Source organism: Paenibacillus sp. FSL E2-8871, from assembly GCF_038000345.1.
Taxonomy (GTDB): Bacteria; Bacillota; Bacilli; order Paenibacillales; family Paenibacillaceae; genus Paenibacillus_AQ.
The window spans coordinates 18,820-41,970 of record NZ_JBBOBV010000003.1; the positions used below are offsets into that span (position 1 = coordinate 18,820).

Annotated in this window: 19 protein-coding genes and 2 pseudogenes; 2 read left to right on the forward strand and 19 right to left on the reverse strand. The window is 44.4% G+C overall.

Annotated elements, in window-relative coordinates; genetic code table 11:
- Positions 1-191: 191 nt before the first annotated feature.
- The 6 genes and pseudogenes from NYE25_RS31125 to NYE25_RS31150 all read right to left on the reverse strand — a co-directional run bounded on the left by NYE25_RS31125 (position 192) and on the right by NYE25_RS31150 (position 4,420).
- Positions 192-632 carry a hypothetical protein gene (locus tag NYE25_RS31125; protein ID WP_076283214.1) on the reverse strand — a complete coding sequence of 147 codons (441 nt, stop codon included), beginning with the start codon at positions 630-632 and terminating at the stop codon, positions 192-194.
- Complete coding sequence (locus NYE25_RS31130) at positions 632-919, reverse strand: hypothetical protein (RefSeq protein WP_076283215.1); 288 nt, start codon at positions 917-919, stop codon at positions 632-634. The genes NYE25_RS31125 and NYE25_RS31130 overlap by 1 nt, the downstream gene beginning before the upstream one ends.
- 5 nt (positions 920-924) lie before the next feature.
- Positions 925-1,326: pseudogene (locus NYE25_RS31135) on the reverse strand (glycoside hydrolase family 73 protein); the annotation flags it as partial.
- A 339-nt stretch (positions 1,327-1,665) separates the two neighbouring features.
- Positions 1,666-2,058 (reverse strand): hypothetical protein, encoded by a 393-nt coding sequence (locus NYE25_RS31140; protein WP_341147849.1) that lies wholly within the window; start codon positions 2,056-2,058, stop codon positions 1,666-1,668.
- Positions 2,059-2,235: 177 nt separating this feature from the next.
- Positions 2,236-3,681, reverse strand: coding sequence for a DEAD/DEAH box helicase (locus NYE25_RS31145; protein ID WP_076283218.1), 1,446 nt, complete (start codon positions 3,679-3,681; stop codon positions 2,236-2,238).
- Between the two features lie 85 nt (positions 3,682-3,766).
- Positions 3,767-4,420 carry an HD domain-containing protein gene (locus NYE25_RS31150; protein ID WP_149643916.1) on the reverse strand — a complete coding sequence of 218 codons (654 nt, stop codon included), beginning with the start codon at positions 4,418-4,420 and terminating at the stop codon, positions 3,767-3,769.
- A 353-nt stretch (positions 4,421-4,773) separates the two neighbouring features.
- Between NYE25_RS31150 and NYE25_RS31155 the strand changes: the two genes are divergently transcribed.
- A complete protein-coding gene (locus tag NYE25_RS31155) occupies positions 4,774-6,054 on the forward strand; it encodes a histidine--tRNA ligase (RefSeq protein WP_341147850.1) in 1,281 nt (426 codons plus the stop codon).
- 158 nt (positions 6,055-6,212) lie between these two features.
- On the opposite strand, the gene NYE25_RS31160 is transcribed toward NYE25_RS31155, so the two are convergent.
- The 4 genes from NYE25_RS31160 to NYE25_RS31175 form a co-directional block, all read right to left on the reverse strand.
- On the reverse strand, positions 6,213-8,246 hold the full coding sequence (locus NYE25_RS31160) for a methyl-accepting chemotaxis protein (protein ID WP_341147851.1): 2,034 nt from the start codon (positions 8,244-8,246) through the stop codon (positions 6,213-6,215).
- A gap of 215 nt (positions 8,247-8,461) precedes the next feature.
- Positions 8,462-9,487: a bile acid:sodium symporter family protein gene (locus tag NYE25_RS31165; protein WP_341147852.1), complete on the reverse strand. Its 1,026-nt coding sequence runs from the start codon at positions 9,485-9,487 to the stop codon at positions 8,462-8,464.
- Between the two features lie 175 nt (positions 9,488-9,662).
- Entirely contained in the window at positions 9,663-10,610 is a 948-nt protein-coding gene (locus NYE25_RS31170) for a radical SAM protein (protein ID WP_341147853.1), read from the reverse strand.
- 286 nt (positions 10,611-10,896) lie between these two features.
- On the reverse strand, positions 10,897-11,316 hold the full coding sequence (locus tag NYE25_RS31175) for a hypothetical protein (protein WP_341147854.1): 420 nt from the start codon (positions 11,314-11,316) through the stop codon (positions 10,897-10,899).
- A 129-nt stretch (positions 11,317-11,445) separates the two neighbouring features.
- On the opposite strand from NYE25_RS31175, the gene NYE25_RS31180 reads away from it, so the two are divergent.
- A complete protein-coding gene (locus NYE25_RS31180) occupies positions 11,446-11,994 on the forward strand; it encodes a hypothetical protein (protein ID WP_341147855.1) in 549 nt (182 codons plus the stop codon).
- Between the two features lie 482 nt (positions 11,995-12,476).
- Here NYE25_RS31180 and ltrA read toward each other — a convergent pair.
- The 9 genes and pseudogenes from ltrA to NYE25_RS31225 all read right to left on the reverse strand — a co-directional run.
- Positions 12,477-13,868: pseudogene (ltrA, locus tag NYE25_RS31185) on the reverse strand (group II intron reverse transcriptase/maturase).
- A gap of 469 nt (positions 13,869-14,337) precedes the next feature.
- Entirely contained in the window at positions 14,338-15,591 is a 1,254-nt protein-coding gene (locus tag NYE25_RS31190; RefSeq protein ID WP_340968633.1) for a stalk domain-containing protein, read from the reverse strand.
- Positions 15,592-15,752: 161 nt separating this feature from the next.
- A complete protein-coding gene (locus tag NYE25_RS31195; protein ID WP_341147856.1) occupies positions 15,753-16,703 on the reverse strand; it encodes a nucleoside hydrolase in 951 nt (316 codons plus the stop codon).
- Positions 16,704-16,745: 42 nt separating this feature from the next.
- On the reverse strand, positions 16,746-17,054 hold the full coding sequence (locus NYE25_RS31200) for a hypothetical protein (RefSeq protein ID WP_076283228.1): 309 nt from the start codon (positions 17,052-17,054) through the stop codon (positions 16,746-16,748).
- Between the two features lie 117 nt (positions 17,055-17,171).
- Positions 17,172-18,353 carry a MalY/PatB family protein gene (locus tag NYE25_RS31205; protein ID WP_076298577.1) on the reverse strand — a complete coding sequence of 394 codons (1,182 nt, stop codon included), beginning with the start codon at positions 18,351-18,353 and terminating at the stop codon, positions 17,172-17,174.
- Between the two features lie 126 nt (positions 18,354-18,479).
- The gene (locus tag NYE25_RS31210) at positions 18,480-19,550 is read right to left on the reverse strand and encodes a dihydrodipicolinate synthase family protein (RefSeq protein ID WP_341147857.1); all 1,071 of its coding nucleotides are present in this window, start codon (positions 19,548-19,550) and stop codon (positions 18,480-18,482) included.
- On the reverse strand, positions 19,550-20,566 hold the full coding sequence (locus NYE25_RS31215; protein ID WP_341147860.1) for an NAD-dependent epimerase/dehydratase family protein: 1,017 nt from the start codon (positions 20,564-20,566) through the stop codon (positions 19,550-19,552). Before NYE25_RS31215 ends, NYE25_RS31210 begins: the two co-directional genes overlap by 1 nt.
- A gap of 497 nt (positions 20,567-21,063) precedes the next feature.
- Positions 21,064-21,345 (reverse strand): dihydroxy-acid dehydratase domain-containing protein, encoded by a 282-nt coding sequence (locus NYE25_RS31220; protein WP_341147858.1) that lies wholly within the window; start codon positions 21,343-21,345, stop codon positions 21,064-21,066.
- A 207-nt stretch (positions 21,346-21,552) separates the two neighbouring features.
- Positions 21,553-23,151: IlvD/Edd family dehydratase (locus NYE25_RS31225; RefSeq protein ID WP_341147859.1), on the reverse strand; the 1,599-nt coding region annotated here is incomplete at its 5' end.

Genomic DNA, 23,151 nt, shown 5'->3' on the forward strand with positions numbered 1-23,151 from the left:
CACTCCTTTTATTTACAATTACGCTTGATATATCATTTAGTTCCGTTGATACCATACCGACTAAAAGAGCGTATTTTAATATTCCACTATTTTATTGAAAGGTATCGACTAACAAAAAAAGCCTTCTTTCGAAGGCGGTGTAATTAAATTCTTTCTGCTATTAGGATTAAACGCTATTTCAAATTGCTACACTACGCGGAAGCGGAACTGCCCCACTTCACATCAAACAGATGATGTAGCGTAGGATATAACGGTGTATCAGCTTGACGGTCTTCCTGCAAGAGTAAGTAAAGGTCCAGCTTCGTATTATCTTCACCATTAAGTGTGCGACTGTTCATCATGCGAAGCAATAACTGATGCACGCAGTTCATTGTTGCTGGATGTTCCGGATCCGTCCAGTTGCGATTGGTTTGAAAGAAAACATCCTCGTATCTGTGTAGGATAATCCAGCACAACTCGGTCTGTTGGTCCGAATCTAATGATTCTGGGAATAACAAAGCTCGAAAAAGGGATGCATCATCCATGTTGTGGCCGGCCATAGACAACCAGGATTGAATTTCTTGGAAAGTAATCTCGAAATTGACCATGAGGTAAGTATCACTGAACTGCAGATTAACCAATTGTGTATTCATTAATAGGTCCCCTTTATATAGTCTACGTTCATCACATAAAATTCTCGTTCATTGGATGCATAAATGGTTACTCTAATTGCTTCTGGGATGTCTTTTATCTCAATGATTGGAGCTTGCGCTTCAGATGAGAGTACCACACGATCGTAATTTTCAAAATTAATTATTGGGTTTCCGGTTGTGGGATCGTTTATGGTTTCATAAACGGTATAATACTTACCGTCCATACGTTTTTCTTGATGGGTTTTAACTGCCGGCCCACCATAATATTGACTAATCCCAAAGGTCACAGTAATTAAACTACCAGCCCCACCGTCCCCACTGCCTCCTCCAACAAACCCGATATCAGTAAAGGGTTGGCCGTTGCGGGGTCAATCCCTTGATTCATATCTAGCGAAGCTAAGTTTTGTTTTCGGATAATCGATTTCAGTTTGTTGGCATACTGACTATCCGTCGCATAACCAGCTCTTTGGAGTTCGTTAGCAAACTCATAAGGATTTTCTTTGGATAATGCGAAACGATAACGACTGTTTTTAAGTAGGAAATCCGAATGGTCAGCAAAAGATCCTGCTACGCTAGAGTAGCTCCGGAATTTTGAAGTCGTGGGCACACGTACGCCATCCACTTCTTCATGTGTTCTTGCCAAGCAATAATCACCTTTATATGATTTATTCGCTTTAATACCAAACAAATTATAATTGCATACTGCGTTTTTTTCCTATGGATTCGTGGGAATGAAATTTAGGGAAATCCTCCCCAATTTCATCGATATTACGGTCCTGATTTCAACAATTAGGGAATTTCTCCCTTTAAATTCACCTAATTAGCTCATAACAGCGGATTTCAGGCGATTTATAGGGAGGTTTTCCCTATAAATCAAACAAAAACACAATCTAAACACTCGCCCAAGCACAAACTATTTTCATCTACACCCAATTCGATAATTACTCCTCCCAAAACTAAGTTTCTTTACGATAGAGCCTCACCGTTTCCTTCAGGGTATCAAACGACCAACCTCATCCATCCCTTAGCATAATTAGAAACTTTTCCATGGTTGGATACCCAAGTAACTAACAGGAAATAGATAAATAAGCTCTATCTGAGGAATATCAAATTCAACGAAACCAGGATTTGCAGATTTTTTCCCTTGATATTCTTTTAAGTAAAATAGAATTCTCATGCTAGGTAAAGTACTGATAACTAACCATGCAATATTGTACCTTAGCTTCCTCGTCTTTAAAGCCCTCATGCAAGAAATATATGTAAGAAATATTGGTGCTGAATACATTAAGAACATCTGGTTTACTATTTCTTCATCCCAATCTTCAGTGTTCAGCTTCAAAAAATAGATAGTTATAAAATGCAAAAATACAACAATTAGAACTTGCAGAATCGCTTTAATCCTAATGTTCTTAAATTCACTTTTCACTATACCACCTCTTTATTTAGTAACAGTTCTGAATACCGATAGATTAATCCTCTATTTTCAATCTGTAAAAAACAAATAAAAAAGGAGCCGCGTAAAGAACACGACTCCCTCTTAATTAAACCGCATCAATGGCGGCACTTATGAATGGTGATTAGCGATAAACTGCTGTTCACGTACTTATTTCTTCGCAATATGCACTTTAAGCTGCTTGCCCTTCACCGTCGTCTCTCTCATCGCTTGCAGTACCATTGCACCTTTACCGTTCAAAATATCCACGTAGGTCACATTGTCCTGAATCGAGATAATACCGATATCTTCTGCAGATATACCCTCAAGCTTTGCGATTGTACCGACAAAGTCCACGGCTCTTAGCTTCTTTTTCTTGCCGCCGTTGAAGTACAGCTTCATGATCTCTTTATTCAAGCTTTCGCTTTTGTCCTTCTTGCGGACAGGCTGCTTGTTAATCTTCTGCTCGAAAGCTTCCTTCGCGTAAGCAACGGCATCATCCGAAGGAGCTTTCATGTTCGGGATGCTAAAGCCAATATAGCCTTCAATGTCCTTCACCCACTTTTGCTCATTTGGAGTGACAAAAGTGATCGCTTTGCCTGTCTTACCTGCACGAGCAGTTCTGCCTGTACGGTGCACGTAGCTTTCTTTTTCCAGTGGAATATCGTAATTAATCACGTGAGTGATGTTCTCGATATCAATACCTCTTGCCGCTACATCGGTAGCGATTAGATAACGGAACTGCCCTCTTTTAAAAGCATTCATGACCTCAAAACGCTCGTCCTGCTCCATTCCCCCGTGGATCTTATCACAGGGATATTCCAAATCAGCCAGCCCTCTAAATACCGCATTCACCTGTTCTTGTGTACGGCAAAAGATAATGCAGCTATCCGGATTCTCCACCGTAATAATATCGCTCAGTAGCGAGAACTTAGCAGCTTGTCTCACTTCGATCAACGCATGTTCAATTGTAGCGGTTGTAATTCCACTTGCTTGTATCTCAATTTCCGTTGGATCGCTCATATATTTCCGGCACAAATTCTTAATCACTTCCGGTAATGTAGCGGAGAAAACACAAGTCACCCGTTCTTTTGGCAGCTGCTTAATGATCTTTTCGATCTGTTCAATGAACCCCATGCTCAGCATTTCGTCTGCTTCATCGATGATCAAATACTTGATCCGATTTAGCGGAAGCGTGCCTCTTTCAATATGGTCGAACACACGTCCAGGCGTACCTACGACAACATGTGTTTTTTGAGTAAGTTCAATTTTTTGTGGAGCAAAAGGCTGCTTACCGAAAAGAGCCACGGCCTTAACCCGTTTAAATCGTCCAATGTTGGTGATATCCTCTTTCACTTGCATGGCAAGCTCCCGAGTAGGCGTTAGAATCAAAGCCTGCGGCTTATTCTCCACCCAATCCACCAAATCACAGACGGGGATTCCGTAAGCTGCCGTCTTTCCGCTACCCGTTTGCGATTTAACGATCAGATCCTTTTGCTGAAGAGCTACAGGGATCACTTTGCTTTGAACTTCTGTTGGCGTCTCATATTTCAGGACATCCAGCGCTTTAATAATGTCTTCGTTTAACTCATAATCTCTAAATTGCAATTCACTCATCGTTCAACCTCTTCTATGCCGATTGTTCTGGTTAAAGCGGAAACTCCGCGATCCTTCATCTTGTGCATACTTATCATTATAACAGCTATTGGCTCCCTTGATTCCATTCCTTATAGAACTGGTCCAGATAATTAAGCATAAAATCATGCCGTTCTTCTGCTAACTTGCGCCCATAGGTTGTATTCATCAGGAATTTTAATTTTAATAACTTCTCATAAAAATGATTGATAGCCGTTCCTTTGCTGTAATCCCTGTACTCCTTTTGAAGCGATTCATCTCTTGGAGACACTTCTGGATCATAAGCTGGACGACCTTTCGCCCCTGAGAAAATAAAGGTTCTGGCAATGCCAATCGCACCAAGCGCATCAAGTCGATCGGCATCTTGAACCACTTGGCCTTCAAGCGTCTGCATCGGTTCTCCCCCGCCACCACTAAAGGACATCGTCTCAATAATCATCATAATATGATTAATTTGTTGCTCATCTGTAAGGTTTGAAGAAAGCCAGGTACGTACTTTAAGCAAACCTTCTTCTTTAGACGGATTAAGCTTCTCGTCAGCAACATCATGCAGCAAGGCGGCCATCGTGCAAACAAATACATCTGCGCTCTCGATCTTGGCAATTTCAGCAGCGGTGTTGCGCACTCTATCGCAATGCCACCAGTCATGACCCGTAGTATCTTGTCCAAGTTGTTCTTTAACAAAATCTTCGGTCCGAGCTATAATTAAAGATTCATTCATCGTAGAAAAACTCCCTTTCCTTAAGGAATATCGAAGCCCTATTATAGCTGATAACTTGTCCATTCGCCCACAAGAAATCGAACCAATTATAAATTCTTGCTTGCACGACTCCAAATGATCGGCTATAATCGGCAGTAATCAAAATTTCGAAGGGAATTGGTTCTGATGAATACAAATACAATCATGCTGAATCAACTTCATTATTATCACAAACAGCGTTAGCACTCCTGAATTTTTTCAGGGAGGCTAACGCTACTCGCGTTGGCCTCCCTGCGGCATAGATCACGCGCAGGACCAAGAGGTCCTGCGCGTTTTTTTATTTTCTAAACTATGCCAATTCAAAGGAGCTACTAATGATGCAAAACATTAAAGGAACTTATGATTACTTCGGTCAAGAGCAAGCGCTCAGAAAGAACATTCAAAATACGCTGGAAGACTTGTTCGAGCTCTATGATTTTGAATCGATGGATACGACATTATTAAATGAATTGGAGTTATTAACCTCAAAATATGCAGGCGGGGACGAAATTCTCAAGGAAATGTACCAACTCACGGATCAGGGCAACCGCAAATTGGGGTTGCGTTATGATCTGACGATTCCTTTTGCCAAAGTGATCGCTTTAAATCCAGGGATAGAGTTTCCCTTCAAGCGGTATGAGATCGGAAAAGTGTTCCGAGATGGACCCGTAAAACGTGGGCGTCTGCGTGAATTCCTGCAATGTGATGTCGATGTGGTCGGCATTTCCGGCCCTGAGGCTGAAGCTGAGCTAATGCAACTGGCTACCGAAGCGTTCCGCAAGCTGGACATTCCTATCATCCTAAAATGGAACAATCGACGTTTTCTCGGTGAGATTCTAGAGTCCATCGGCGTACCTGCGGAAGAGCAACTATCCGTTATGCTTACCCTTGATAAACTTGAGAAAATCAACATTAGTGGAGTGGAGAACGAGTTGATTGGCAAGGGGCTAGAACGTGCAACCATCGCGGCGATTCTAGCGCTTATCGAAATGGATAATCCAAGCTTTGAGCAGTTATGCGACAAATACAATCTCACAACACAACCGGGTGCGTCAGAGGTTCTCGTCCTACAAAATCTAATCCAAGACATTGGACTAAAGGAGAATTGCCGCTTCGATCCTTTCTTATCCCGAGGTCTTTCATTCTACACAGGAACAGTTTACGAGATCTTTGATGCATCTGGTTCCTTTGCCTCAAGCTTGGGTGGCGGAGGCAGATATGACGCGATTATCGGACAGCTAGTGGGCAGAGAGGATAATCAATATCCTACGGTTGGGTTGTCTTTTGGTATGGAGTCAATCATGGCGCTCCTAGCAGAACGACCTATCCAAGAAAATAGCGCAGCTGATGTTATGGTCATTCCCATTGGTGAGACACTATCACAAGCTTTGATTGCAGCAGCCGACCTGCGCGCCTGTTCTATAAGAACCACTCTCGTATCCGGTAAAAGAAAATTAAAAAAGCAGCTCGCCACAGCCTCATCCAAAAACATCCGTTACGTTATTCTGATCGGCGAAAGCGAATCGAGTGTTGATAAGGTACGTCTGAAAGATATGGAGGAACAAACAGAGGTTATCGTTCCGCTGGATGAAGCTATTTACCTCATCACTGGCTAAGCTGGTATCCTCTTAATAAGATTCACATAAAAAAAAGACCCCGCCGACGGCCGGCGGGGCAAAGTTTATATTTAAGGGAGGTTATACAAGAACTATAACTATGCAAGCTTAACTTTTTATGAAAAAGAGATAAAAATACCCTTAATAATTCTTACGGTTTAGATCTTAAACTTGTCTACCAGCACCTGTAGTTCCTTGGCGCTTTGGGTATTCTCGTCAGCCACCGTAACTTCATGGAATGTCTTCTCAACGATATCAGCCGTCTTCACCGCAATATCCTGAATCCCAATAGCCCCCTCATTTACTGTAGCAGCCACTTCATTGACCGCAATAGAAATACTAGATACCGCCATACTTAGATGATCCGCCGCAGTCTCGAATTGATTCATCAGCAAATTCACCGTAGTAGCATCACTGTTATATTGCTGACTTACCTCCGTTAACCGCTCATAATCTCCAAGAACATTCTGGTCAATAAAAGCAAGTAACGCCTCTGAATTTTCCTTCATTAGTTCAACAGAAGCATATACACCTGAAACGACCCCTTGAATCCCAGCCGCAGTCTCTGACGATTTCTCAGCCAACTTGCGGATTTCACCAGCTACAACAGCAAATCCTCTACCTGCCTCACCTGCTCTAGCCGCTTCGATCGCTGCATTCAAAGCAAGCAGATTGGTCTGGCTAGTAATCGACAGAATCGTATCCGCCAGTACATTAATCTCTGAGATCGCATTCGACTGTTCAATTGCTTTTTCCATATCGATACGAACAGATTCATACACTCGCTTCGCATTATCCGTTGACTCTAACGCCTCATCTTGTAACGCCATCGCCCGCTCACTGATCTGTTTGGAAACTTCAGCGCCTTCCTTCACATTACTGGAGATCTCAGACACATTAATATCAATTTCAGTTATCGCTGCTGTCATCTCTTGTGTTGAAGCTGCTGTCTCCTCCATCCCTGCCGAAAGCTGCTGTGTAGTTGCCGAATTGTCATGAGCATTCTCCCGTACATCTATAGACAGCTTTTCAAGAGTCTCCGCATTATCAAGCACCTTGGTCGAGATCGTGATTAGACTACCCGCCATATCACGAAGAATAACCCGTGTTCGGAGCATCGCTATGGCTATCGTACCTGTTTCATCTTTGTTTTTCGTCAGATACTCGTACTGGGATTCATACGTCAAATTCAGATCTGCCGTTCTATTTATCAAATCTGTCAATTTAGCAATCGGTGAAGAGATTTTTTGGGCAAAATATAAAGCAATCAACAATGCAATAATCAAACTTCCTACACCCAGTATAATGTTAAAATTTCTCATATCAGTGACAGGCTTCACTATCTCATCTAAGTCAGCAGTTAATACAAGCAACCAGTTGGTCTCAGGAATTACCGTGTAAGCTGATTTCTTCTCCACATCATTATATGTATTATTAAACAGGCCATCTGCTACCTCTTCACCAGCCCTCACACGATCCATAACAGCCGAGATCAGAGCATTCTCAATCGGTTGTCCGATTTGTTTTTGATCCGGATGATACAGTTTATTTCCGTTCTCATCCAGTAAATAGGCATAAGAGCTCGTCGTGTTCACCACTTTTGTGTTTGCTAAATACTTAATCATACTATCTGCAGAAACCGCTGAAGCTACATATCCAATCATCTTCCCGTTACTCTTAACCGGATGTACAAATCCTACCACATAAGCCCCAGTAGATTTCGATTTCAGCGTTTCGCTAATTACCGGCGCCGCAGTCTCCATTACTTTCTTCGTATAATTTCTATCACTGAAATCCGTACCTATAAGCTTAATATCACTGTCAGCCACAGCGATTCCATTCATATCACTGACAAAAGCATGTTCGAGGTTCCCAGCATCCTTCACAATTCCCTGAAGGCTTATATTTACCTCATTCTGTAGCTTACTCCCCTTGGCAACGCCACCATTCCCTGCTTGGAGTAATAATTCGACAATTTCCGACCTTCCCGCAATAAGTTCAATACTTCTCTGCTCCTTCGAAATCATAGCCGATATGGTCTGAGCTTTATTCGTATTGACCTGCTTCATAGAATTCTCAGTAAGGCTCACAATGGCCTGAGTTGACCTTAAATATGTAAAAACCCCCATTACTGCAATACATAATAGGGTCACACCTATCATCATAAGTGATAGTTTAAGACGAATCTTCATTTTTCCTCATCCTTCCGACTACTGTTCATTAGAGAACAATGCAATTGTAAATAATACAACTACTATCGGATATGATGATAAATTAGTGAATATTGACGAAGCGAAAATACGGAAAATATCAAAAAATGTCGAATTTTTGCATATAAATGCAGAAAAAACTAGTTCTACTAGTTCGGTAATCTTCTTTTTACTAGTTATTAAGACCTGTTTTATTTCTAAGATGAAATAGGCGGTTCTGACTGGGATGCTGGGGAAACTTGCGTAATTGCACCATTTGTTAAAGGGTGTTTAGTTCTGCTACGTAAAAACAGACCAGACATTGCAGCGAGAATTTGCTGGAATAACATTCCTGAAATCACAGGGAGTGCAACAGCCGGAGGAAAATATTTTACTGCGAGCACAGCTCCCGCGCTTAAATTACGCATGCCGGAATTAAATTGTACGGCCACAGAATCTTCGTAGCTAAAGCGGAAACGGCGCGATACCAATGCTCCGATTACATATCCGAGAACTACGGTTACAAAGGTTACGCCAATAATAATCGCTAATTTACTATCCGGGTGTTTCAGATAACGGGCAATGCTAGCACCATTAATAGAAACAACCATGAACAACCCAACCTTTACAAATGGGGAAAGCGGAGGTCCACATACCGCATTCACCTTGCCTTTTGTCCATTGATTCAGAAGCATCCCGACTACCGAAGGAATGACAACCATCCATAGGAGTCCTATCATCATTTCCCCAAGCTGAATCTCCACACTCGCTCCCATGAGCAAATACAAGGTACCCGGAACGACAATCGGTGACAAGAGCGTATCGATTAGAATAAGTGCCAAAGTTAGTGCAATGTTCCCGCCGTATATGGATACCCACACCACGCTAACGACACCCGTTGGGATCGCAAACAACAGTACAAATCCTGTCACTGTGTAAGGATCTCCCGGAAAAACAGCACTTGCAACGAGCCAGCCAATGAGCGGCATCACGATATGAAGAATAACCATCAATACGATCAACTTCTGTGGTTTCAGCAGCACGCCCAGCAGATCTTTGAGATTGGATTTCAAGCTTCCGATCAATGTCATAAAGGCGAATATCCATGGGACGAGACCTGTGAATGGTAGGAGTCTGCTTTCATTAAGCACACCAACCACGATGGCAGTAGGTGTTAATAATGGCATGATTTTTTCGAGAACAACATTGGATTTGATGAGTCCATTTCTTATATTCGTAAGCATGTGTCGCATACCTTATGTATGGATTTCATACATTCCTTATCCGCAAATTTAAGTTGTAGCAGTCTCTATAAGCTTACAGAAATCATACAGGACTTTCCATTAATCTACTACACAAAAAAGGAACCAATTCATTAAATTGGCTCCTGGTACTTTTTTTATTAAAATACCTAAAGATTTAAACCCCTTGCGGAAACAATGCGTCCAGTGCTGGGCATGGCAGTTTATCCAGGAACTGAGCCAAAGGCGCTGGCATGTTACTATATAAGTCCTTCAGTGAGGTCCCCTGATAAATGTTGCCAATAATAACGGGATGACATAATTCAGAGATCAGGATGTCACCATTGCCATGTAGATGAAGCTGTTTCTTGCCCTCTATGCAGTGTGGAAAATAAACGCCCGGTTGCTCCTCGAACCCAAGCGCATCCATAAACCGGTCCATACAAGTAAAATACAGGGTCGTATCCTCTTCCTTCATAGCGATCAGTTCACTCACAGCATTCTTTAATTGTTCACGGGCAGCTATAGACTTCCAACCCGTATGATCCATGATAATACTGTTCTGAATCTCATGTGTTCTAACACCCATCGCATATACGTGATCACTAATTTCCTTCATATTATCCTGAGTTTCGCTGAACAACAGCGTTTCCAGCACCGTATCTACACTAGTTGCCGCGAACATAGTAATGTTCTCTCTAATTTTCTCGTAGATGCTTGGATGAATATTATAATAACGAGAGAAGGCGTCCGCTGTAGTAAAATTGAAGGAAATATGTATCGTCGTTAATCCTGCCGCGACCAATTGATCAATCCGTTCAGCATTTAAAAGACTGCCGTTTGAATTGAGCTGTGTCTGAATCCCTCTGGATGAGCAGTAGTTTACAATCTCCACACAGTCATCGAACTTTAATGTGACCTCGCCACCTGACAAGCGTACTCTTTTCAGACCAGGAAGCTCTTCAAGAATTCTGATAACCTCTTTAGCCTTGATGCTTTGTCCATCATTTCTATTATACGCACAACAATAATCGCAGCGAAAATTACAGTTCGAGGTAACTCCTATTTCTAAGCCTTCCAGCTCATAAGTAAGCGGTTTGTCTAGTTCCAATGCTTTATATCTCATTCTCTAAAGTCCTCCTGAAAAATAATGATTTGATTCAAGGGTTCAATCTTAGAGATTATAAAGGTTTATGGCTTAGGTTAATGTGAGGTATATAACAGTCGAAGTGTGTTTGAGAAATCCAGGTCAGCAGCTTTCGGACGTAACTTCGGGAATGTTTGGACTTCCGGCCGCTGTTGTCTCCAGATTTCTTTGATTTTACCGTATTAAACGGTTGAAATCCGGAGACAAAGGCGGTCGCTATCGCTCCTACAGTTCCAAACTTCCCTTCGTCACTACTCAGCTGATCTCATTTTTCGTAATGCTTTCCTTCTTCGAAAGAGTTACCACCTGATGGTACCCAAACGCTCTGGTGAATTTTCTTCTCATTTACGACTGAATAAATATAAATCCAACCTTCTTCGTTTTTGAATCTAACTTGTAAATGATAAGGATTATATTGTCTACCTTCTTGTCGACTAATTTCCCATTCTTGATTAGGGTATTTCTCCTCCAAATAGTGATTGAGTTGTTCTGTTTTTCGGGATACTTGATAATCAATCCAGTAGGGGCGAATAGCGAAGGATAATAGCAAAAGTACAGTTATTGAAGATACTATAATTAAACCAGACTTCCTAATCTTACGGGGTAAAAACAAGGCTACTCCAAATATAATGAGGACAAAAACAACCGAAAATATGATTTCTATTGCAGTAATTGGATGCAACATAACCCTCCTCTGAATCAGGCTTCTTTCGAGGTCCATGACCCATTTACTGGTCTGCACCAATAATTTCCACTATAATACTTTATTGTAAGCAGATACAACTCATGCAGAACGCTTGAAAGGAGCCAAAAGATGAGGAAAATCATCCTAAACGCACTCATTATTTTAATCGTCATTTTTGTTACAGGCTGTACATCTAATGCCGATACGGTTGATACACCGCTGTACTCAGGGAAAAGCTTATTTATAGGTGTTGTTGGTGAGGTCCCTAAAATAAGAGAAGAACATGTGCACTTCACAAGTATTTCTTTTGAGGAATTAGAAGATTATTCAAAACTCTCCTCCCAATATGATGCTGTAGTTATTACGAAAGAGCATCTGAAAGAAGCGGACGACAACAAGTATGTTAAAGTATACACAAATGCAAGTGTTCCTTTCTTCTTTATTGGAGCTACGAAATCATTTATGCCGTTTGTTCTTGAAGATGTATCGTATGAACACTCTTCTTTAACAAATTTTAATAATGATATGTATGTCACAGGCTATTTCCATAATGGTGAAAAATATAGATCTTGGGAATACGGGCTTTCCAACGGCAAAGTAAATGAACCCAACATTAAAAATGTATACTCAATGATGTTCACTACTATCGAGTCCATCAAGAATGGTACGTATGAATAGGCATATCCCCCTCCATAAGAGAAAGATCATTTATGCCGTGAAACCTATAAATTCCGATCCATTTTAGATTTCATATCCCAAACTCCCCACCTCCTGCACCCAGTCAAAATTGTGATGGGAGATGGCAAGGGAGATTTATAGGGAAAAACTCCCTATTTTCAGGATGATTTCTTCACAATTACCTAGTTATGCGGAATTTCTCCCTATAATACAGGAAATTTTCTAAAAAACGATGATATCCGCTGAAATATAGGGAGAAATTCCCTATACTCCACCTGTACAACCCTAAAATACAGAATTTATAGGGAGGATTTCCCTATACTTTAATAGATCTATTCCATTCTAGCTTTATGTGAGAAAGATAAGGATAATTTATTGCGCAAGCATATAATTTTTTTCTTTTATCGAGTAGGAGGGAGCGGCAAGCTCCCGTCCTCTCACACCACCGTACAAGCGGGTCCGCATACGGCGGTTCCAAAAGGTTAACAAAGTTCCAGATAACGTGAAAGCAAACTTTTCAGCCCTTTCGCTTCCCAGTAGGAAGTGGGAAGGGCATTATTCGTGTTCCGGGACATTTCCCATGCGCCTCGCCTCGAGTTGGCCAGCCTAAAACAGGCCCACTCTGGAACCCCAAGTGCCCGGAGTTCGCGGATTCGTGTGCGCACTCGTTTCCACTGCTTCTACAGACACATTCGGAGTCTTCTCCGAATCCACTGGTCCAACGTTTGGAGGTGTTTCTTCGCCGACGTCAGATGGAAATAGCCGAGCCACCCCATCAAATACCGGTTTAGTCGGCTGATTCGTTCTTCCATAGAAATGGACCAGGTTCGATTCGTCAGTTCACGAATTCTTTCCTTGAATCGTGAGATTGTCTTCGGTGCTAATCGAATCATTGCCTGTTTCTGGCTCAGGAAACTAAACCCTAGAAACTTCCGGTGCCAGGGTCTGGCTACCGCACTTTTCTCCCTGTTCACTTTCAGTTGTAGCTTTCCTTCCACTAATCGGCTAACCGATTCCATAACACGTTCCCCTGCTCGCTTACTCGCCACAAAGATATTGCAGTCGTCCGCATAGCGCACAAACCGCAGGCCTCGTCCGGTCAATTCCTTATCCAGATCATCCAATAGAATATTCGCTAAGAGTGGACTGAGCGGACCGCCTTGTGGCGTTCCTTCCCTGCTGCGCTCTCGTTTTCCATCCACCATGACTCCAGCGTTTAGATAGGCACGAATCAGTGTCAACACTCTTTTATCTACCACTTTTCGCGCAACTCTTGCCATCAGCATGTCGTGATTTACCTGGTCAAAGAATTTCTCCAAATCTAGGTCCACGACCCATCTCAGGCCACTTTGGATGTATCTTTGGGCTTGTTTAACGGCGTCATGCGCACTCTTTCCCGGCCGAAAGCCGTAGCTATACCATGAAAAGTGTGCGTCAAAGATCGGGTTCATCACTTGTAGAAGGGCTTGCTGGAGAAAACGGTCCATCACGGTCGGGATACCTAGCAGCCGTACACCGCCTCCGGGTTTGGGGATTTCCACCCGTTTGACTGGCGCAGGTCTGTAGGTTCCTGTTAGAAGTTCGGCTTTTGCCGATTCCCAGTGTGTTTTCAAGTAAGCTTGTAGATTCGCTACCGTTACATTGTCCACGCCGGGCGCTCCTCCGTTTTGCACCACTCGTTTGTAAGCGAGTCGTAGGTTATCTCCTTCGAGCATTCGCTCCAGCAAGTTGTTCTCTGCTTCGCGATTGGAAGGGGCGACTTGTGCCGACGAAGAACTCGGCGCTCCGGCATACCCTGGCGGCTTCACCGCTTCTCTTTGCCGCAAGCTCTCTTGCGAGATATTCTGCTGTCGTTGCTCTTCATACGAACTCATCGTCTTCCTCTCTCCTTTCGGTTCAGCCCTTCCGTAGCTGTTGCAACAGCTTACGTACTATGGCCTCTGCTGACTCCTGCCGGTTCAGCGCAGCCTCTCGGCTACGGTTACAAGTTTTTTTTCTTGCATATCCAGCAGGCCTCCCCAGATAAGAACGTTATCTTTCCGCCCGCGACCACTGAAGTATACCGCACCAGCCCTTGGCGGCTTTGGATTTCGTCATGTTTAGGTGACTCATCCGGCTGACACAGCCTCAAATTCAGTTCGTGTACCTTGGCCCGTGCTTTTGCCTCCGGCTTCCTTCAGATTCCGCCTCGCGGTGGACACCCTTGCCCTTGGCTAACGGTAGGCGCTCGCCAGCCCCCGTTCGGGACTTTCACCCTAAAGATAACGCCCATGCTGGGCGTACTAAGAAAAAAAGGCTGCCAAATGGCAGCCCTTTTCTTTTGATAACGTATCATAATCCCGCCTACAACTCCACCGACTTGCCCATCTCATTCCAGACAGGCTGTCCAATCAAGCCCACACGCCAAATTGCAATCCCTTTTAGACCGTAACGCTTGGCAAGTCCAACCTTGGAATTTACTGATGTTTCATTCTCACTGTATACGGAAATACCGAGAATCAGCTTATCCTTACTCACTTGCTGAAGTGCAAGCCGGATGCCTTCATCAACTAAACTCATCGGCTCTGGAATTTTTTTCTCTTGCAAATAATCATAAGCCATAATGACCAAATCGTCTGCGAGGCTTCCCAGCGTCTTGTAATCATAACCTTTATAAGAGCTGTTTAATGGATGAAGAATAACCGTGAGCTTAAGACCTGCTGCATGTGCTTTTTGAGACAAATTCTTCACAAAAGCATTGTAATCGGCTTGCACCTTTGCTTTATCTCCCGTTAGACCCAGTCCTTCGAGATCCAGCGTGATGCCTTGGAATCCCTTTTGTGTAGCCAGATCAATGATTCCTGTAATCGTCTGCTCTTGAAGCACTTTATCTTCCAGATTCTTCGTGAGCTCCGCTGCAGTGTCACCAGAAAAGACCATCAGATAAGGCGCTGTGCCACCTGCTGCTGCATTCGAGATAATAGACTCTGGGGTTACATCCCCAGCTGCTTGAGGCCATCTAAAGTCAGTGCCTGTCGTGGTGAATTGTCCACTTTTATCAATCCCGCTCCACCCAAAAGCTACAGCATCAAAGCTAGGAAGTAACGAAATTTCACTGTATGAGCTAAGCGCATAAAAGCCCAGCTTATACATATCCGTCTTTGGTGAAGTGATCGATACCGTTTTGGTTGCTTGATCCCAAGCTACGCCCGCACCAAACTGCTGGCCGAAAAAGCTGAGTGGAATCATCGTGTTATTACGGATCGTTTGCGGGGCAACCCCTAGCTTCACAACTTCGCCGTTTACGCCTGCATTTTTACTACCAAGGGTCAACGTTACCACTTTAGTACCCGCTGTATCCGTCTTGGTCGCGGTAATTTTCTTAAGCGCTTGATTCCACTCTACGTTGATCCCCAGCGCTTCTGATATCGCCCGGAATGGAACCATCGTTGTTCCGTTCATCACAACAGGCTCTACTGGAAACGGCAGTGCATAACCATCCAGCACAATACTAACTCCACCTGCGGGTGCTGCTTGTGTAGTGTTTTGGAATAATGCCGTGGTGCCGCCTAGCGAAATCGCCAGACATAAAACCAATTTGCCAATCCGTTTGTTCATGACTGTTAAGTCTCCCATCTTCCATAATATGAAGTGTAATCTCTTAAACTCTTTATATGTCTTCTACCATTTTACCAAAGATTATCCAATTGTAAAATTAATAGATTGTCATTTATGAGTTTCGAAATTATTATTTTTCATATTAGTAGAGGTCGACAAAATTACATAAACACGCTCAAAAAGGTTCCCACTGCTCGTTCAACATCTACATCCACAGCGACTCGTATGGGTTTACCCACTTTTGGCAGAGCCCGCAAATCCGCTACGACCATTCCCGATGTAAACTCACCTTTGTGCTCCACACGAACATTCATTTCTTTATAGGTTACTAGATCTGGTTGCAGCGCAACCATAAGCGCGAGCGGATCATGCAGCGGTGCACTGTTAATCAAAAAGTTCGCTTCACGATAGAAATTAAAATAATGAGTGAGCGATTGTTCCATAAACGAAATGATCTCTTTATTCTCTTCACGTCCAAAACGGTTTAATAAATCGATATGCTCTTGGGTAATCCGCGTCTTAAGCGTAACGTCTAAACCCACCATCATTACGGGAAGTCCAGATGTAAATACATGATCTGCAGCTTCAGGGTCTCCAGCAATATTCGCTTCTGCAACCGGTGTTCTATTGCCGGGATTGAAGATCGTACCGCCCATCACCACTACTTTTTTCAAAGTATTCTTAATACCAGGATCCATATCAAGCGCCATCGAAAGGTTGGTTAGATGTGCCAGTGTAACTAATACAATTTCTCCGGGATTCTCATTAGCCATCCGGACAATAAACTCTGATGCAGTTTCGCTAATGGGACGCTGGCTGGATGGAGCAATTTCCACATTACCAATACCGTTCTCACCATGCACATGAGTGGCGTAGCCTGAGTGCTCACGAACAAGTGCCTTGGATGCTCCAATAGCTACAGGAATCTCATAACCAGGCTTAGCAAGCTCAATCAGTCGCAGTGAATTGTCCGCCGCCTTGTCGACATCAATATTCCCAAAAACGGTTGTAATTCCTTCTACAATTACGTTTGGAGCGCGTAAGGCATACAGAATCGCCAGTGCGTCATCAATACCTGTGTCTACATCAATAATAATTCGTGTTTTGCTCATTTATGTTCTCTCCCACCCTGCAATGTCGTATGGATTATCATATCACGGCCTACCAGTACGCTCAATTTTATTCATTTGCTGTTCTTTAAAAGTATGAATAAAGCTTTCAGGATCACACTCTACCAAATAAGTATATACACCCTTACTCGTGTACAGATAGAACATCCCCTCTGAACCTCCCATCGAGCGATAGGACATATCTAAAATATCTTTTATTGGAAATTCACGATGACGAGTCACGACTCTATCTTTGTACAAATACATTAAGCGATTGCATGTAATACTTCGTTGTTCTCCATCCTTAATTTCTCGCTGTATCTTATAATACGGAAGCTGAGCTACCCATTTCATTTGAAGTCCTCCTGCTTGACGTAATGGACTCCATTTTATTATTCTTTTTACCTTTTTGCAAAATAAAGAAGCTCGACGATCCCCTTAGAAGGAATCATCAAGCTTCAGGAATACCTTTTATTTCGCAGTATAAGCTACAGCTGCTCGGCAAAAGCGTTCTAACGCTTCAACTAGAATAGATCTAGGACAAGCCAGATTGATCCGCAGATGACCTTGTCCCTCAGTTCCAAAGACAGAGCCTTCATTAAAAGCAACTTTAGCCTCTTTGTACATCAGCTGTTTAAGTCCATCTATATCCAGATTCAGACCGCGGCAGTCAACCCATAGCAGGTATGTGCCTTGCGGATGCATCACTTGGACCTGCGGCAAATGCTCCGACAGATAGCTAATCGCATAGTCCACATTGCCTGACACGTACTCTAAAAGCTCATCCAACCATTCTTCACCATCATTATAGGCAGCTTCTACTGCACCTTGGGCGAAGTAGCTAGCCATATGTAAACTCAAGGCTTTCATTTTTCGATCAAATTTAAGCTTCAATTCCGGATTGGAAGACACGATAAAAGAAGATTGTAACCCCGGTAGATTGAAGGTTTTGGTCGCGGCAAGTGTGGTTAGTGTAATATTCGCAATTTCCTCAGATAAGGATGCAAAAGGGATATGCTCATAACCTGGAAGCGCCAAGTCACAATGAATCTCATCAGAGATTACGGTCACTCCATAACGCAGACAGAGCTCACCAAGCTTCAGCAGCTCTTCTCTTTCCCATACTCTACCACCCGGATTATGCGGACTGCATAAAAGCAGCAGCTTGGCTCCACCTTGCATCAGCCCTTCCAATTGCTCATAATCCATCTCGAAGCGTCCATTACGAATAACAAGCGGATTCTTGGCGACCTTGCGATCATTCATTTGGATGACGTCATAGAAGGGATAATAGACTGGCGACTGTAAAATAACCTCGTCCCCTGGCTCGGTAAACAGCTCTACAGCAAAACTTAAGGAGGTTACGATTCCGGGAGAATCCGAAATCCATTCCGGTTTAATTTCCCAATCATGCCGTCTTCTGAACCACGACGTGATAGCTTCTTTATAAGAGTCACTAGGTACACTGTATCCGTAAACCCCTTGTTCTGCGCGGCGCAGAATCGCTTCCTTCACTGCAGGAGGACTTTCAAAATCCATGTCTGCCACCCAAAGTGGCATAATATCCTTCTCACCAAACAACTTCTCGGACTGGTCCCACTTGTAAGAACGTGTATTACGGCGGTCAATTACGCGATCGAAATCATACTTCAATTAAAGTCACCTCATCCTTATAAACTTGTCCCTTATTGTATCATGAGGCGGAGGATATCGCACTCTGGATAAGAAAGAACGCACTTGTCGAAAGTGCGCCCTCCTTAACTCTTATACAACTACGTGTTATTGCAGCCACTCTTCCAAATGCGATGCCACAAATCCATCATCCACCAGATGGGGATAGTCTCTGCGCACTCTGTTGATTTCCTCCACTTGCCCCGGGGATAATCGTTCCTCCGGATTTAGACACCATAAGCCTTCAAGCAATCCTTGTTGGCGAAGTACTTCATGAATACCCGGGATACAGCCATGAAAATGATGCGCGGGATCAAATATCGCCGCATTGCTATCCGTCACTTCAGCCCCAAGCGTCAACCAATTGGATGCCAACGAGGGTTCACTTCTGACCTTTTTAATCTCATTAAGCAGCTGTACTGCTTTGCTCGTCCAGACTGCCCAGTGACCGAGTAGGCCGCCGACTATTTTTTTCTCAACGGGCTTGCCGTTCACCATAAATCGGAAGGTCGTGAGCAGATCGCTGACAATATTATCATCATTTCCGGTGTACAGAGCAATTTCTTCGCTACGGCTGGATTCAAGCACAGCTCTGACTACATCCAGCGTCTGATAACGATTGAACGGCGCCATTTTGATGGCGATTACGCCTTCTATTTCAGCGAATGACTTCCAAAAATCAAAGCTTAAAATCCGTCCTCCCACCGACGGCTGAAGGTAGAAACCAAACACCGGAATCACATCTGCCACTCTGCGTGTTCGTTCTAGCAGTTCTTCCTCACTCAAGGTTTGCAGGCCTCCCATGCTAAGCAGTCCCGCTTCATACCCAAAGCTTGCGGCAAGGCGCGCTTCAAGAACAGCCTGATCCGTCCCACCGCAAATACCCGCTACTTTCATGAATGGCCGATTTAGCTGGGCAAGTTCCACCTCTTCCGCAGCTAGACGTAACACAGGTTCCAGCAGCCCTACTTCTGGATCCCTGATCTCGAATTGAGTGGAATGCACGGCAACCGCGACTCCACCCGCCCCGGAAGCAACATAATAACGGGTAAGTGCCCGTTGACGTCGCTCATCCAGCTTGCGCTCTTTAGTTAAGGCGAGAGGATGTGCGGGAATAGCCAACCCATCATGAAGCGCGGCATGTAATTCCGAAGTCAAAGGTACTCTTGTCAGTGTCATTAATATTTGCCCTCCCGCTCCTGAAAATGCGTAGGTTTATTCCAGGTTTCTCCGCCTTGCCCTATCCAATCGCCAATCCAGTCGATCATTTCGGCCAGCGATACCCGCGGATAGCCAAAGGTGGCAGCGGCTTTCGCTGCATTACTTAGCAGTGCAGTAGGTGCTTCTGCACCTGTAAAAATCGGCTCAATGCCTAACTTTCGGCCGAATTCATTCGCAGCCCAGCGCAGGGACAATGTCTCAGGCCCAGTAATGTTCATGACATTAGGCGGCGAACTGCAACGCAGCAGTGCTCGCAATGCGATTTCATTCGCATCCCCTTGCCAGATCACATTGGCATGACCCATTGTGATATCAATGGGAAGTCCCTCCCTAACCGATCGAGCAAGCTCCAGTAACACACCATACCGAAGATCAATGGCGTAGTTCAGCCGATAAATGAACATCGGCGTTCCATTTTTATGAGAGAAATGTTCAAATATACGCTCCCGGCCCAGACAGGATTGCCCATACTCCCCGTTCGCGTTCGGAGAAGTTCTTTCCGTTGCGCCTCCTTGGCTGACCGGAGTAAAAGGGTAAACGTTGCCTGTCGAGAATACAACCATTCGTGAATTACGGAACCTTTCCGCAACGCGGCCCGGCAGATAGGCATTCATCATCCAAGTGAAATGCTCATTCCCGGTCGTGCCGAATTTATTCCCGGCCATATAGAGAATATTTTGGATTTCAGGGAGTGACTGCAGCGCCTTATCGTCAGACAAATCGGCGGAGATAATCTCGACCCCTGCCTCTTCAAGCTCTCGTCTCAGCTCTTTATTCGAGAAACGGGATACGCCGATAACTTTCTTGTTTAGCCCCGCTTGGCGAATTGCATTCACCGCTAGCCTTGCGAGACTGGGTCCCATCTTGCCCCCTACGCCTAGTAGCATAATATCTCCATCGAGCTGGCTAAGTTCCTCAATCAGTGCTGCCGATGGACTTGCCAAGCGCTCCTCCAACTCTTGAACGGTTCGCATCATTGAACTCTCCTCTCCATTGACTCAAGTTTGTTGCTTTTACCACAAAAGACCTTATAGCTTGGTGTAATCGGACACGTTGCTAGCTGTAATTGAAAGCCAGGCTAGCTGAGATTAGAAACTAGCTTGTTGTGATCGGAAACCAAGCTAACTACAATCGAAAGCTAACTAGCTAGATTCACAAACCAGCTTGCTACAATCGAAAACTAACTCTCTGGTTGCAGAATGTGCAATAGAATTTCCAAATTCATCGCTAAAAAATGAATCTATTGCACTTCATACATCAGATTCCTGCCATAAGCTCGTTTAGTGGTAATTATCTGAAATTTCATTGCACATAGTGCAATAGAATCAAAATTCAGCCTCTCTGAGCGGAATCTATTGCATAAAATGCAATCACTCAAAGCAAAGCAATCATCTCATTCAAATCATTCAAATCATTCAAATCATTCAAAGCAATAAACCAAATTCAGTCCAGACAATCTAGTAAACTCATACTAACTTTTGTCGTTGTGTAGCTTAGGCGCTTGCCTTGTAATCCGCCGCTTGGCCTCATTCTCTTCCAACACCTTCAGCCCTAAGCGCCTCGCGGTAATATCCAACTCAATTTCATCGCCATCCTGCACAAGGGTCGCAATTCCTCCGATAGCCACTTCTGGAGCCGCAAATACGTACGGATTCGTGCGATATTTGCGACATACGCGACACTTGCGATTCGTGCAATGCGTGCGATTCGTACAATTTGTACAATTCGTGCGATATAAGTGTATTTCGTACACTTATAACAACTCCTGTTCCCGTAGATGGCAATTTAGTTGTACTATCTGCAATTAATAATCCAGAATGAGACTACAAACAGCGATTTGATAAGATTTAACTGTATGAAGTGCAATTAAAGTCCACATGAGACGATTACGATATACTGTAGTTGTATAAAGTGCAGCTATTTTATCTTCACAAGCATTTGATTATTTCAGTCTCGGCTATTATTTCGAGTGCACCGATTCCCTCTCGCTCAGCAACTCTTCTCTAAGCTCAACAGGGAGAAGAAAGTCAAAGTCACAACCGAGGTTCGCTTGAAGCACACGCTCATGAAACAGCAAGCCATACCCTCTGTCGTAGTGCGGCTTGGGCGCTTGCCATGAGACCCTACGTCGTGCCAATTCTTCATCCGACACCTTCAGCTCCAAGCGCCTCGCGGAAATATCCAGCTCAATTTCGTCGCCATCCTGCACAAGCGCCAGCGTACCACCAACAGCAGCTTCCGGCGCCGCATGTACAATCAATGCGCCATAGGAAGTACCGCTAATCCGCGCGTCAGAGATGCGGACCATGTCGCGTATGCCCTGCTTCAGCAGCTTTTTCGGAATCGGGATTTGCCCGATCTCCGGCATCGCTGGAGCACCCTTCGGGCCTGCGTTTTTAAGCACTAGCACACTGTTCTCATCCACGACCAGATCAGGATCATCGATCCGCTTATTTAGATCGGCCGGGCTCTCGAACACTACTGCGCGTCCGATATGCTTTTTGAGATGAGCGGATACAGCGGTTTGCTTGATCAGCGCCCCATCCGGCGCCAGATTCCCACGCAATACGGCAATCCCACCTTGGCTGTCCAGCGGCTCCTCCAAGGTACGAATCACATCTCTGTCCAGCGTTACTGCCTGAACCAGATTTTCTGCAACCGTTCTGCCCGTTACAGTCAAGCAATCCCCATGCAGCAGCGGCTCCAGCTCCTTCATCAGTGCGGGTACACCACCTGCCTCGAAATACTCCTCCATTTGATATTTGCCCGAAGGACGCAGGTTCAAAATAAACGGGGTCTGACTACTGATCCGGTCAAATGTCTCTAAAGGCAGCTTCATCCCCAGCCGCTGGGAGATCGCTATAAGATGGATGATAGCGTTCGTCGATCCGCCGCTCGCCATCGTAACTGTGATCGCATTCTCTATCGCCGCCGCAGTCATGATGTCGCGGGGACGAATGCCCTGGCGAACCAGCTCTACGATCTGCTTGCCCGTTCGCTCAGACATATGCCTGCGTCTGCTGTCCGGCGCCGGAATAGCCGCACAGCCCGGTAACGCCATGCCGATTGCTTCGGCGATCGAGGCCATCGTGCTTGCTGTGCCCATCACCATGCAGTGACCATCACTACGGCAAATTGCATTCTCTGCAACAGCCAGCTCTTCGTCACTTATATTTCCGGCTTTATGCTCCAGCGTAAAGCCATAACAATCCGTGCACGCTCCAAGGCTACGCCCGCCCAATCGGCCATTTAGCATAGGGCCACCTGTCAATACAATGGCTGGAATATTGGCGCTAGCGGCTGCCATCAGCTGAGCGGGTACCGTTTTATCGCAACCCCCAAGCAGCACTACCCCGTCAATGGGATGCCCCTTCATCATTTCTTCCGTATCCATCGCCATCAAATTACGCAGCAGCATCGTTGTAGGCTTCACATAAGGCTCACCAATCGAAATCGTCGGGAATTCCATCGGCACTCCCCCAGCCTGCCAAACACCACGCTTCACATAATCCACCAATTCATTAAAATGGGAATGGCATTTATTCAGCTCACTAAACGT